At 34.6% G+C, this 12,613-nt stretch carries 12 protein-coding genes; 7 read left to right on the top strand and 5 right to left on the bottom strand.

From position 1 onward, the window contains the following. The first annotated feature begins 62 nt into the window (after nucleotides 1–62). The 7 genes from EAH81_RS23270 to EAH81_RS23240 all read left to right on the top strand — a co-directional run bounded on the left by EAH81_RS23270 (nucleotide 63) and on the right by EAH81_RS23240 (nucleotide 6,530). Complete coding sequence (locus EAH81_RS23270) at nucleotides 63–302, top strand: hypothetical protein (RefSeq protein ID WP_140511398.1); 240 nt, start codon at nucleotides 63–65, stop codon at nucleotides 300–302. A gap of 35 nt (nucleotides 303–337) precedes the next feature. Continuing rightward, nucleotides 338–1,459 carry a hypothetical protein gene (locus EAH81_RS23265; RefSeq protein WP_140511397.1) on the top strand — a complete coding sequence of 374 codons (1,122 nt, stop codon included), beginning with the start codon at nucleotides 338–340 and terminating at the stop codon, nucleotides 1,457–1,459. Nucleotides 1,460–1,503: 44 nt separating this feature from the next. Then, nucleotides 1,504–2,268, top strand: a complete 765-nt coding sequence (locus tag EAH81_RS23260) for a hypothetical protein (RefSeq protein WP_140511396.1) — start codon at nucleotides 1,504–1,506, stop codon at nucleotides 2,266–2,268. 57 nt (nucleotides 2,269–2,325) lie between these two features. Continuing rightward, nucleotides 2,326–2,808, top strand: coding sequence for a hypothetical protein (locus EAH81_RS23255; RefSeq protein WP_140511395.1), 483 nt, complete (start codon nucleotides 2,326–2,328; stop codon nucleotides 2,806–2,808). Between the two features lie 166 nt (nucleotides 2,809–2,974). Further along, nucleotides 2,975–3,802 carry a DUF2490 domain-containing protein gene (locus EAH81_RS23250; protein ID WP_140511394.1) on the top strand — a complete coding sequence of 276 codons (828 nt, stop codon included), beginning with the start codon at nucleotides 2,975–2,977 and terminating at the stop codon, nucleotides 3,800–3,802. Between the two features lie 41 nt (nucleotides 3,803–3,843). Continuing rightward, nucleotides 3,844–4,848, top strand: a complete 1,005-nt coding sequence (locus tag EAH81_RS23245; RefSeq protein WP_140511393.1) for a hypothetical protein — start codon at nucleotides 3,844–3,846, stop codon at nucleotides 4,846–4,848. A 59-nt stretch (nucleotides 4,849–4,907) separates the two neighbouring features. Beyond that, nucleotides 4,908–6,530, top strand: coding sequence for an arylsulfatase (locus EAH81_RS23240; RefSeq protein WP_140511392.1), 1,623 nt, complete (start codon nucleotides 4,908–4,910; stop codon nucleotides 6,528–6,530). 158 nt (nucleotides 6,531–6,688) lie between these two features. On the opposite strand, the gene EAH81_RS23235 is transcribed toward EAH81_RS23240, so the two are convergent. The 5 genes from EAH81_RS23235 to EAH81_RS23220 form a co-directional block, all read right to left on the bottom strand. After that, on the bottom strand, nucleotides 6,689–7,135 hold the full coding sequence (locus EAH81_RS23235; protein WP_140511391.1) for a DUF2541 family protein: 447 nt from the start codon (nucleotides 7,133–7,135) through the stop codon (nucleotides 6,689–6,691). Between the two features lie 201 nt (nucleotides 7,136–7,336). Further along, nucleotides 7,337–8,194 carry an alpha/beta fold hydrolase gene (locus tag EAH81_RS23230; protein ID WP_140511390.1) on the bottom strand — a complete coding sequence of 286 codons (858 nt, stop codon included), beginning with the start codon at nucleotides 8,192–8,194 and terminating at the stop codon, nucleotides 7,337–7,339. A 188-nt stretch (nucleotides 8,195–8,382) separates the two neighbouring features. Next, nucleotides 8,383–8,784 (bottom strand): hypothetical protein, encoded by a 402-nt coding sequence (locus tag EAH81_RS23225; protein WP_140511389.1) that lies wholly within the window; start codon nucleotides 8,782–8,784, stop codon nucleotides 8,383–8,385. Nucleotides 8,785–8,810: 26 nt separating this feature from the next. Further along, on the bottom strand, nucleotides 8,811–8,948 hold the full coding sequence (locus EAH81_RS27555) for a hypothetical protein (RefSeq protein ID WP_161595851.1): 138 nt from the start codon (nucleotides 8,946–8,948) through the stop codon (nucleotides 8,811–8,813). 380 nt (nucleotides 8,949–9,328) lie between these two features. Next, nucleotides 9,329–12,607, bottom strand: coding sequence for a CheR family methyltransferase (locus tag EAH81_RS23220; RefSeq protein ID WP_140511388.1), 3,279 nt, complete (start codon nucleotides 12,605–12,607; stop codon nucleotides 9,329–9,331). Nucleotides 12,608–12,613: the final 6 nt, after the last annotated feature.

Here is a 12,613-nt window from a genome sequence, read left to right as displayed (position 1 = left end):
AGAAAATTGTGAATGAAATTTATTAGTTAAGAAAGAATTTTTAACCTTTTAAAATTGAAATTATGCCAATACCGGAAGTCCTTAATGCTGAAAAATTTGAATCGCATAAAGAGTTGATAAGGATATTATACCTGGTTGATGGCGATTTTAAAAATATGTGTGATGACTACAGTATGAGCAGATTTTGTATTGAAAAGTACAAGGAAAAGGTTGCACAGGATGTTGGGGTTAAAAAAGAATATGAAAATCTATTTGACGAATTAGAAAAAGAAATTTTGATTTATATAAAGAAAAACTGCTGATATTCATTTAACCAGGTATTTAAAAACATTATTTAATGTATACTATAAAACTATTTTTGCTGATTTTATTATTTGCTGGTGTTCAAACCTTTGGGCAAGTATACACCGACAAGATAATTGGAGAAAAAAATGAAGCTCTCAGGGATAGTCTTGAAACTCATCAATATCCTTATTCATTGCCAATATGGGGAGAGAAAGTAGCCCGTAAAGGTTATGAACTTCCTTACTCAGCGGGTATATCAGTCAATTATTTTTGGCAGAAATCAGATTTAATTATAAACAATCTTAATGTGGGTTTTAATAATGGACCTCAATATAATCTGGATCAAATTGTCAGATTTAATAGTGCTGTATCAGAAGCTAATTCAGTTAACATAAGACCGGATATCTGGTTATTGCCATTTTTGAACGTGTATGGAATCTTCGGAAAAGCCAAAACTTCAACAGCTATAAACGCGGGTATATGGGTTCCTGATGCTGATAATAACTGGACGGAAATAGTGTCTTTTGGTACAAAAGCAAACTTTGATGCTACAACAATGGGTATAGGATTTACACCTACAATTGGCATTGGCGGTGGCTGGCTGGCTTTAGACATGAATGTGAGCTGGACAGATATTAGCGCACTTGAAAAACCAGCCGTGACTTTTGTTTTTGGCCCAAGATTGGGGAAATCTTTCAAATTAAACAAACCTCAAAGCAGTGTGGCGATCTGGGCAGGTGCTTTTAGGGTACATCTAAAAAGCGGAACCAGTGGCTCACTAAACTTAGCTGATGTTTTGCCACTTGACGGAGCACAGGCAAAAGTTGATAATGGCTTTGTAAAAGTTGCAGACAATCAAACAAAAGTTGACGATTGGTGGAATGGCCTATCAAATAAAGACAAGGCAAATCCATCAAATATTGCCAAATATTCGACCGCAAATAAAGCACTTGAAACGGCCGGTAATTTTTTAACCGCAGTCGATGGTGCCTTGAGCACCGCCGGTACATCAACAGTTCAGTATTCTCTTGAAAAAGCACCGGCAGATATGTGGAATTTTATTTTAGGTGCTCAATATCAATACAGTAAACATATTATGCTAAGGGCTGAATATGGTTTTTTGGGTAGCCGGGATCAGTTTCTAACAGGATTGCAATATCGTTTTGGAATTTAACAATTACAAAAATCACATGAATTTAATCGATTAAAGTCAAACCAATGAAAATAAAACATGTATTACTGATAGCTGTATTAAGTTGCCCTGCTATACAAATGTTCGCACAAGAATTTGCGGTAAAGCCCGGTTGGTCTTATTATGCAGAACCTTATGTTATGTTCCCTAATATGAGCGGAAAGACAGCACTTGGTAACTTACCTGAGATGAATGTCGATGTAGATCCAAGTCAGATTTTTGAGAACCTTCAATTTGGTGCAATGTTATATTTGGAAGCTTCAAATGAAAAATGGAATTTGAATTCAGACCTTCTTTATATGGATATTGGTCAAGGAGTAAAAGGGAACACTTTAATTAGCAGTGGTGACGTAACAGCAAAACAATTGGGTTGGGAATTGGCTGGATTATATAAAGTAAAACCGTGGCTTGAAGTAGGTGTAGGAACTCTTTTGAATTCGATTAAACTCGAACTGGATATTAATCGAAATACTATTGGCGGAGGTACAACAAATGTTAAAAAAGAAATGACACAAACCTGGGTCGACCCAATGCTGATCGCTGTTTTTAAAAACACGCCCGGTAAAAAGTTTATTTATACTGTTCGTGGCGAAATTGGAGGTTTTGGAATAGGGTCAGAATTTGCCTGGCAGCTGCAGGCTTATGCAGGATACAGGTTTTCTAAATTATTTCAAATTCAGGGTGGATATCGAATTATATCCCTGGACTATAGTACCGGAAACGGTTCAAACTATTTTTTATATAACATGGATACTTATGGTCCGGTTATAAAATTCGGGTTTCATTTATAGAATGTGCCAGAAAAAAATTAAACAATGAATCCATATTAATCCCTTAAACATAAAATCATGAAAAAATTACTTATTATTTTAATTATTGCTGTCTCAATGAGTGCAAATGCCCAATCGTCGTCTAAGGATGAACTTGCAATTATTCAAAGTACGTATGGAAAATCCAAAACAGATTTGATCAATCAGTACATGGCTTTAAGTCCCGCACAAACAACTGCTTTTCAACCTATTTATGATGCTTATGAAGCAGAACGTAAAGTTTTGGGACAGAAAAAAATCCAGATTATTGATGACTATGCCACGAAATATGCCACTTTGACTGATGCTGATGCGGATCAATTAACAAAAGCGAACCTGAAAAATAATCTTGATCAGGAGAAACTTTTCGACAAAACTTATGAAAAGGCCAAAAAAGCTATAGGAATCACCAATGCTGCTAAATTTATCCAGCTTGAATCCTATCTTCAAACCACAATAAAAGGAGAGATTCAGGATTCTTTACCATTTATTGGAGAACTTGATAAAACGAAGGTGAAATAACAATTTAAGCATTTAAAAAAAAGTGATTGCACAGTATAGAGCTGTCACTTTTTTTTAAAACCAACATTTTTATGTTTTGTATAATTATGCTTTTTCTGTTGATCTAAATAGGAGTTTGGGTTAATGATTGGGCTCCTGTTACAACGGTCCGTTAAAACTGCTTCATATGCATTTGGAAAAAAGAAACTATTTTAGGATAAGAGGAAGTTTTAGTCTTAAGATTTGTTGCTTACTTCTGTTCATTGGCGGCAATCAGGTACAGGCGCAAACAGATAAACTGAATCAGTTTTGGAACGAATATGACTTTACGAAAGATTTAAGCCAAAAATGGGTGCTGCAGCTCGATGCCGGATTGGTAACAAGCAGTACTCCTGAGGATAGCGATATTTTTCACAACATAACACAGTTTTATCTAAGAGGCTGGGCACATTATTATCCTTCGGAAAGATGGAAAGTGTCTGTTTTTTATGCCTATTATTCGAATCAAAATGTACCGGAACTCAATCAGAGAAAAGCCCCTGAATTTAGAACAGCGGTTCAGGCCACTTATAGTCTTTTGAAATCTTCACCGCTTAAAATAAATCTTAGGGCACGGATTGAAGACAGGCATATTGAGAACGACGATCATTATTTAGAAGCCGTCGAGCGATTCAGATTTCAGATAAAAGCAGTTTGCCCGTTAACTACTTTTGGATTAAAAACAAAAGCGATGTATGTTTTTGCTTCAGATGAATTATTTTTTAAAACCAAAAGCCAGGTCAGTGGTCCTGATTTATTTGATCGAAACCGGGCAAGTCTGGGATTGGGATTTACTGTAATAGAGAACATTCAAATAGAAGCGGCGTATGCTAATGAAATTATGCCCAGAGATCCAACCAATAAAATGGTAAATGCGATTCAGCTCAAAGGAATTTTTAATAATTTTTTTCCAACGCTTATAAAATCATTTAAACGCAAGAAGAATGCAGTTGATCAGGGAGACGGAAGTCTGTGAAAGATCATCTTACTTATAATTTCATTTTAAATACTTAAAACATGAAAAATTTCACTTTTGCAATAGCAGTTTTTTTAATGATTTTTGTAAGTCTTCCAGCTTTTCCACAAGGAAATCCGGAACCAAAAGCTTTAGGACTTCCGGGAGATAATTTGGATCTCTATGCAGTATTGGATCTTTTTCAGAAATCAAAAACAATTGAAGATTTTGAAGCTGCATTAAATTCAGAGAAACAAGGCATCAATAATCTGGATTTGGACAACGATAAAAAAATTGATTTTATTAAAGTTGTAACCAAAAAAGACAAAGACTCTTACACCTTTATACTTCAGGATCCGGTCAGTAAAAGTGAAACACAAGATGTAGCCGTAATTCTGGTATCCAAAGATAAAAATAAAAAAGTTACTCTTCAGATTATAGGTGATGAAGCATTATATGGCAAAAATTATATCGTAGAACCTGCACAGACACCTGCTAAAGCCGCTACACCAAATCCCGCTTATGCTGGCGCTAATCCTGTAGCTGCCGCGCCACAAGTAGTAGTGGTTGAATCCAGTCCTGTAATTGTGTACTTGTATTCACCAGTATATGTGCCCTATGTTCCGCCTTATTATTATGGATTTTATCCGCCATATTTTCATCCTTGGGCGCCTATATATTTTAGTATGTATTACCATAATGTTTATCCTCATCATGCGTACTATCAAAACACGGTTATCATACACAGCTCCAATAATTACGCTCATTATTCCAGTTCTTACAGAAGCACTTCTGTAACGGTAAACCAGTATAATAAAAGTGGTAATTATAAAGGAACTTATCAGGGTAATAATTATAATAAGCCCACGACATTGCCTTCAAATGCATCGTCGTTTCCTTCAAATGCCAATAAACCAATGAATACGCAAGCCACTAATCGTGCAGCAAATACAACATCTCTTCCTTCGAATGTCAATAAGTCAAATGTTCCACAAGCGGCTAATCGTCAACAAAATTCAAATATCCAAGCTGCAAAAGCAGGTGCATCCGGGAAAAGAAGACGATAAAAAATATTTCTCCCTTTACAAATGAGTAATCTAAATTATGAACGAATCAAATCAAAGAAATGAAAAAACTATTAGCACTTTTATTTATTACAGTTTCTTTTATTGCTCAAGCTCAGCAATCCAAAAAGAACAATTCAAAAAGCTCAGGAAAACCAAATATTGTTATAATTACTTGTGATGATGTTGGTATTTGGAACATTAGTGCGTACCACAGAGGAATGATGGGTGGACGAACGCCCAATATTGACCGCATTGCCAGTCAGGGAGCTCTTTTTACAGATTATTATGCACAGCAGTCCTGTACGGCAGGTCGTGCGGCATTGATTTTGGGACAAACACCATTTAGAACGGGGTTATTAATGGTTGGATTACCAGCCGCTAAACAAGGGGTTCAGAGCTCAGATCCTACTATTGCGGAACTTTTAAAACCGCTGGGCTACGCAACTGCTCAAATAGGAAAAAACCATTTAGGAGATCGTAACGAATATTTGCCTACAGTACATGGTTTCGATGAGTTTTATGGAATGCTTTACCACTTAAATGCGATGGAAGAGCCTTATGCGGACGATTATCCTAAATCGCCGGAGTTCCTTGCTAAATTTGGACCTAGAAATATTTTAGATGCCAAAGCAAGTGATGTTGATGATCCCACTGTAGATCCACGTTGGGGCAGAGTTGGTAAACAGGTCATTACAGATGGCGGACCATTGCCTCCACATCCCGGTATGGATCCAAAAGCCAAATTTAATATGGAAAATGTTGATGATGAAATTCTTCGTCGTTCACTTGATTTCATGGATAAATCTAAAAAAGCAAATAAACCATTTTTCTTGTGGTACAATTCTACCCGAATGCACGTTTGGACACATCTTTCTTCTAAATGGAAAGATAAAAGCGGTTATGGACTTTATGCAGATGGTATGATGGAATTGGATGACGAAGTAGGTCAAATTCTTAAAAAATTAGATGATCTTGGCATTGCTGATAATACCATATTGGTTTTTACCAGTGACAATGGACCAGAAATTTTTACATGGCCTGATGGAGGAAATCAACCTTTTAGAGGAGAAAAAGGAACAACTTATGAAGGCGGGTTCAGAGTACCAACTGTGGTAAGATGGCCAGGAGTTATCAAACCAAATATTATAATTAACGACATGATGTCAAATGAAGACTGGATGCCAACAATACTTGCAGCGGCTGGAGATCCTGATGTAAAAGAGAAACTTTTAAAAGGAATGACCGTTGGAGATAAGACATTTAAAAATCATCTTGATGGCTATAATTTTGTTCCATTTTTTAAAGGAGAAGTTACTACAGGACCACGTCACGAGTTCTTTTACTTTGGTTCCGGAGCTGATCTAATGGCGCTAAGATATGATGATTGGAAAGTTAGTTTCAAAACGATAAAAGGAAATCTTTTTAGCGGGCAGGTTGAGACTACTACAGCGCCAATTGTAACTAATCTAAGACAAGATCCATGGGAACGCTATCAGGATCAATCCATGAATTATGGAAAATGGTGGGGAGAAAAACTTTGGACTATGGTACCAGCCGTCCAAATCGTTGGTGGATTTTTACAAACATTCAAAGAATATCCGCCTAGTCAGGCAAGTGGCGGACTAACGGTTAGTCAATTTCTTGAAGGTATATCAAAAGGAGCTGCTGGAGCCGGAAAATAACGGGAGAAATTGCAGTTTGTTAAAAAATCAAAATTTACCTTTTTAAAGTATTAGTAACTAAAAAAATATACTACAAATTAAAAATGTAAAACAAAAAAACAGCTTGAGTTTAGAAAAACTTAAGCTGTTTTTTTGTTTTCTTTAGTTAGAAAGGATTGCTATTTATCTTTTTTATCAGTATTGGTCTTTAGTCCCCAAATTTCTACGTGGGCTTTTTTGCCTGAGTTACCTGTGGCAGTATTATAAGTAAGAATCACTTTTCTAACCACTCTTTCTCCACCACCTTCTAATTTTACGACACGGGTTTCGCCTGGATCTTTGATGTTCTGACTAACTGAGACACTTTGTTTATCGCCTTTATCAAAATAAATGTCAAAAGATTTTAAATTGACAGGCGCATTGGTCACTTTTAATTGAAGAGAGCTGAACTTATTTGCTCCGATGACCATAATTTCGTCTTTATCAGTATTAAAACTCACCGTATTTTCACCAATTTTGTGCCAGCCTTGTTTATCGCTTAGAACAACTGCCGGTTTCTGAGCTAATGCTTTCGAATAATTTGCCGCAATTAGCAAAACAAAAAATATTATTTTCAAATTTTTCATAATTTTTAATTTTAATAGTTATTTAATTATTTAAAAAACAGGAAAGTAAAGTTATTGGAATGATACTGCAAAAAGTTATGATTTTTTCTGATTTTCTTACAGTATTTTCATTTTATAGTATTGTAACATTCAGATTTAAAACGGGTTGTGTGTTTTTTTTTATTTATTTTGTATTTGCAAATGAATTAGTAATAGTATTATTTAATTGCTAATAAAATTGTCTATTGTTATTGCAACTTCTTCCGGTTGCTCTTCAGATGCAAAATGCCCGCTATTGGCAATTATTTTACCTTGTATGTTTTTCAGCCCGTTTTTCCTGAATCCTTTTACATAATCTTCAATATCGCCAAAATCTTTATCTCCTTTTAGATATAAAACAGGAACACTTACTTCCTTGTATGTGCTGTTTTCTTTCTCATCTTCCGGAAAAGACCTGTACCAATCAAAACTAGTCTTGAGAGATAAAGGATCAGCATATGCAGCGACATATCGTTCTCTTTTATTGGCATCAAAAACATTTTTAATAAATGGCAACGTATCAAAAAAATAATCAAAAAGTAAACGCTGTTTGCCTTCAATTAAGTTTTCAGGTAAATTTGGAACAGCATAAAAAGCAAAATGCCAGATATGCGGATTTCTCTTAACCTCTTCCCAAGGTTCAACGCCGGGAATAGCGGTGTTCATAATAATGGCTTTAGATACTTTGTTGGCAAAATGTCTTATAAAAGAATACGTTATCATGCCGCCACAATCATGACCTGCCAAAATTATATTGCTAAGATTTAATTTTTCAATTAAATCCTTTACGAAAACAGCAATAGAGAATTTATCACTTGAATTTATTTTTTCTGATTTTCCAATGCCGGGCAAATCGATTGCTAAAACATGGTAATCATTTTTAAGAATATTCATTAAATCCTTAAAAGCTTCCCAATTTTCAGGATAACCATGAAGAAATAAGATCGTTTGTTTACTCTTGTTTCCCGCCTCAACTAAATGGATTGAAGTATCCTTTATTTGTATTTGTTGTTGCACGAAAGAATTAAATTCGCTGTCCATATTTTTTGATTTAAGTACTCTTTATAAAGTTCAAAATTTAGTAAAACCATAGCTGGTTTTCTATAATAAGCTATAGACAAAAAACGGAACAAAAAAACTTATTTTGTTCCGTTTATAAAGGCATAAATGGTCGATTTCTTTCCAATATGCTTATTTTAAATGCTGGTATGATTAGTAATGTTTTAGTTCTAATAATCTTTTTTTAGATCATCATCATCTTCAACATTATCTTCATCCTCATCATCGAACTCATCCTGATCAAGATCGTCTTGGTCAAGATCGTCGTCAATTTCATCATCAGGATAGTTTTCATTTAGAACATCATCGCTATTATTATCCAGATCAAGAGCATTAGAAAAATTCTTGTCTAAATCATCGTCCTCATTATTGATAATATCATTATCCTGATTTACGATTTGCTCGTCTTCCGGAAGATTGTCTTCCTCTTTGTATTCGTTGGTATAACTTTCGTTTTCTCCCGAATTGCGGTTATCAGCATAAACAGAATTTTCTTCTGAACTGATGGCATCTTCCGGATTAAGAAAATTACGGTCATCCCGACCGTAATTTTCGTTGCTTCCTACTATCATAAAAATGATTTAAATTTAAATGATTTTTAATGTTTTGTCGTACCAGACTTTTTATCGTCTGTAGACTTAGTGTTGCCTTTTGAGGCAGTTGATTTTGTATCAGTTTTTTTGTCTGACATTTTTGCACCTGTAGTGCCGCTGTTTTTTTGATGTGAAGTGTTCATAATAAATAGTTTAAATTAATAGATTAAATAAAATCTTCCGTTTAAATCAAGTCTGATTGTTTAAAGATTTTATCCAAAATTAATTTGAATGAAACGTATTTGTTTATGAAATTTTAATTATTAATTGTATAATTATCAGTAGTTTATATTACGTATTTAGCTTTTTTGAAACCTTAAATTACGAATTTAACATTGAAAACATTTTTTTAACTAACACACTTTAGGTTGAGGATGAAAATTATACAAAATAGGATTATCATTTTGCAATTTTTTGTCGTTCATTAGAAAAATATTGAAAAGTGTAAATACATTATAACAAAAAAATGTCCCTAAATAGTGGTTAAACACTTTAGGGACATTCGTTATTTATCATTTTTAATTTAGAGCGGCAAATAAATACAGAAGGTTGTTCCCTGATCGACTTTGCTTTTTACGGTAATAAACCCATTATGGTTTACAATAATTTTTTTAACCAAAGTAAGTCCAAGGCCGCTGCCATGATATTGATCGTTATTATGCAGTCTGTAGAAAGGCTCGAATATTTTTGATGCAAATTCCTGATTAAATCCAATACCATTATCTGTCACACTGATTTTTATATAGTTACTGTCTTTGTTACCACCAATTGCAAGTATTTCATCAGTTGAAGGCTGTTGTGTCTCGATTTTTATTTCGGGATTAACATCACTTTTTGTGTATTTAATTGCATTAAGAATTAAATTGGTAAAAAGCTGTTGTATTTGATAGGGAATCACATTTAAATGCGGAAACGGAGCCACAGTAATATTCGTATTTGTTTCTACAATAGTATCTTTTATATCTGCAATTATTTTTTTGAAAAGAACATTCATATCCGTTTTTTTATGTTCTTTTTCGATAAAATTTATTCGGGAATAAGCAATTAAGTCAGCGATTAACTGGCTCATATTAGTTACGGCAAATAACATTCGCTCAAGATTATGTTTACTTGACTCAGATAAATTTTCTTCGCTGTCAATAACTCTTTTGCAAAACATATGAATTTTGCGAAGCGGTTCCTGTAAATCATGACTGGCAGCAGAACTAAAGGCCTCAAGCTGATCGTTATAATTTTGCAGTTCTTCATTTTTGATTGTTAGCAACTCATTGGCGCTAATTACATCTGTAATATCTTCGAGTGCGAGCAAAATCATACCTGCAGGTTTTGCGTTTAAAATGCGGCGCGCGTTAACCATCATGATTTTTTTACCAATACCTTTGCACGTAGTATCGACTTTAAAATCCTCGATCTTGGTTTTTTCGCCCAGCATTTTATGGATCAGATCTTTAAAATCCGGAATATCCCATTGACAATCCCCAATTTCAAACAAGGAATAACCTTCTGTCTCTTTTTCAGTAGTTTGAAAATATTTATAAAAAGCAGGATTGGCACTTTTTACGAAAAAATCCTGATCAATGATAAGCAACGGTTCCCGAATTGTTTTAAAAATAGACTCAGAATAATTTCGCATAGAAATCAATTGCTCCTGACGATCCATTAATTCATCGTTGACACACATTAACTCTTCATTATTAGACTGAAGTTCTTCTGTAGAAGTTTCTAATTCCTCATTCATTGCCTGCATTTCTTCGCTGCTGCTCAATAGTTCTTCATTTGTAGTCTGAAGTTCTTCAAATGCAGTTTGTTGTTCTTCGGTAACACGTTTAATGTCTTCACGAAGTTGAGCCATTTCATTTTCAAGCTCTTTTATGCGTTGCTGATCAGAACTTTTTCGGTTTCTTTTACTGTCTTCGTCTAATTCAGGAAGCATTTTTTTATGAAAAAGAACCATAATATGTTCGTCATCATTAGGAATCGCAAGTACTTCAAATGAAGCCAAATAAGGCTGATCTTTGACAACTATATTTTCCTTGATAACACTTTTTTGATCCTTTCTTATTCTCAAAATAGCATTTCGCAATTCAAAACTGATGCCTTCGCGTGCCATTTTCAAAATATTAAAGTTTGGTTTTCCGGGTGATGGCAATAAAAAGAAACTTGTATCACCATGAAAATGAACAATTTCCAGATGTTCATTTATAATTACGCTTGCCGGAGTATATTTTAAGAATAAAATATCCGAAGCAATTTTTCTAAAATCTGTTTCGGGCTGATTCTTTTTAGGGAATATTTCTGTTTTGTCGCGTGAATTTATATTTGCAGGTTTAAAAGCCTCAGGAACATAACGTCCTGGTGCAAATTTGCGCACATATATCTTCTCGTTTTTACCAATAGGTTCAAACAAATTTTGTGCATTGGCTGTAGTTTCTGATTTCCCAAGAAACAAAATTCCTTTTTCTTTTAAGGAATAATGAAAAGAACTCAATACTTTATTCTGCAGAAACGGATTAAAATAAATCAACACATTTCGGCACGATACCAAATCAATTCTGGCAAACGGCGGATCTTTAATAAAGTTGTGAACTGCAAAAATGCACATATCACGAATTACTTTATTGATCTGATAATGACCGTCGCGTTTTGTAAAATAATTTTGAAGCCTTGAAGGCGAAACATGTTGCAAATCCTGGGCGGAATAAAGTGCCGTTCTCGCTTTTGTAATGCATTTTTCAGAAATATCCGAAGCAAAAATCTGAACCTTTATATCCTTATTATTTTTCCCGGCAAGATATTCATGAATACAAATCGCAATCGAATACGCTTCTTCGCCACTGGCACATCCCGCAACCCAAATACGTAAATTATTATTGACCATATTTTGAACCAATGCTGGAAAAACAAGGCTTGGCAGCGATTCAAAAAACTTCGTATCCCTAAAGAAATACGTTACCGGAATTAAAAAATCATTGAACAAGAGATCCTGTTCTGCTTTATCATTTCTTAAATAATGGTAATATTCCTCCAGACCTTCTTTACGAACAATCACCATTCTGCGGGCAATACGTCGTCTTATAGTAGGTTGTTTATAATGACTAAAATTATTGCCGGTTCTTAAAAAAACAACATTTATAATTTGATTCAGGATTTCTTCTTCATTTTGAGGAATATGTTCTTCCTCACTATAACCATGATTAATCGTGTAGCTTTTCTGAATTTGAAGCAACTGTTCCGGAATCCTTTCAGGAGCCAGAATATAATCAACAACATCAGCATCTATGGCATTTTGAGGCATTCCTTTAAAAGCTGCCGTTTCAGGATCTTGCGCGATTGTTACACCGCCAAGTTCCTTTATTTTTTTTAGACCATAAGTACCATCAAATGCAGTTCCGGAAAGAATTACACCAATAGCAAAACTTTTATGAACTTGCGCCAAAGACTCAAAGAAAATATCAATGCTGTTATTTTTTCGCTCTTCTCGTGTTCTGTTATGCAATTTCAAAACGCCATCTTCAGTAACAAGATTATTGTTTTCCGGAATAATATAAATATGGTTTGGAGCCAAATTAATATCATTGATAATCTCATGAACCGGAATATCCGTGCTTTGCGAGAGTATCTCAGTAAGATTGCTGGGATAGTCAGGCGATAAATGCTGTACAAGTACATACGCCATTCCTGAATCTTTGGGAATCGCCTTCAATACTTTCTTGAAAGCGTCTAATCCTCCGGCAGAGGCACCAATGCCAACTACGGGAAAATCCTGTTTTGTTCTTTGAGGGTTTTTAGCAGGAACTTTCATGGTAAA

The sequence above is a fragment of the Flavobacterium pectinovorum genome (assembly GCF_006438875.1).
In the GTDB taxonomy this organism is placed as follows: Bacteria; Bacteroidota; Bacteroidia; order Flavobacteriales; family Flavobacteriaceae; genus Flavobacterium; species Flavobacterium pectinovorum_A.
The sequence above is the reverse complement of the archived record's forward strand: the minus strand, read 5'-3'. Positions and strand labels throughout refer to the sequence as shown.

Coding starts and splice junctions, on each gene's coding strand:
- EAH81_RS23270 (WP_140511398.1), top strand. CDS start 63: ATGCCAATACCGGAAGTCCTTAATGCTGAAAAATTTGAATCGCATAAA.
- EAH81_RS23265 (WP_140511397.1), top strand. CDS start 338: ATGTATACTATAAAACTATTTTTGCTGATTTTATTATTTGCTGGTGTT.
- EAH81_RS23260 (WP_140511396.1), top strand. CDS start 1,504: ATGAAAATAAAACATGTATTACTGATAGCTGTATTAAGTTGCCCTGCT.
- EAH81_RS23255 (WP_140511395.1), top strand. CDS start 2,326: ATGAAAAAATTACTTATTATTTTAATTATTGCTGTCTCAATGAGTGCA.
- EAH81_RS23250 (WP_140511394.1), top strand. CDS start 2,975: ATGCATTTGGAAAAAAGAAACTATTTTAGGATAAGAGGAAGTTTTAGT.
- EAH81_RS23245 (WP_140511393.1), top strand. CDS start 3,844: ATGAAAAATTTCACTTTTGCAATAGCAGTTTTTTTAATGATTTTTGTA.
- EAH81_RS23240 (WP_140511392.1), top strand. CDS start 4,908: ATGAAAAAACTATTAGCACTTTTATTTATTACAGTTTCTTTTATTGCT.
- EAH81_RS23235 (WP_140511391.1), bottom strand. CDS start 7,135: ATGAAAAATTTGAAAATAATATTTTTTGTTTTGCTAATTGCGGCAAAT.
- EAH81_RS23230 (WP_140511390.1), bottom strand. CDS start 8,194: ATGGACAGCGAATTTAATTCTTTCGTGCAACAACAAATACAAATAAAG.
- EAH81_RS23225 (WP_140511389.1), bottom strand. CDS start 8,784: ATGATAGTAGGAAGCAACGAAAATTACGGTCGGGATGACCGTAATTTT.
- EAH81_RS27555 (WP_161595851.1), bottom strand. CDS start 8,948: ATGAACACTTCACATCAAAAAAACAGCGGCACTACAGGTGCAAAAATG.
- EAH81_RS23220 (WP_140511388.1), bottom strand. CDS start 12,607: ATGAAAGTTCCTGCTAAAAACCCTCAAAGAACAAAACAGGATTTTCCC.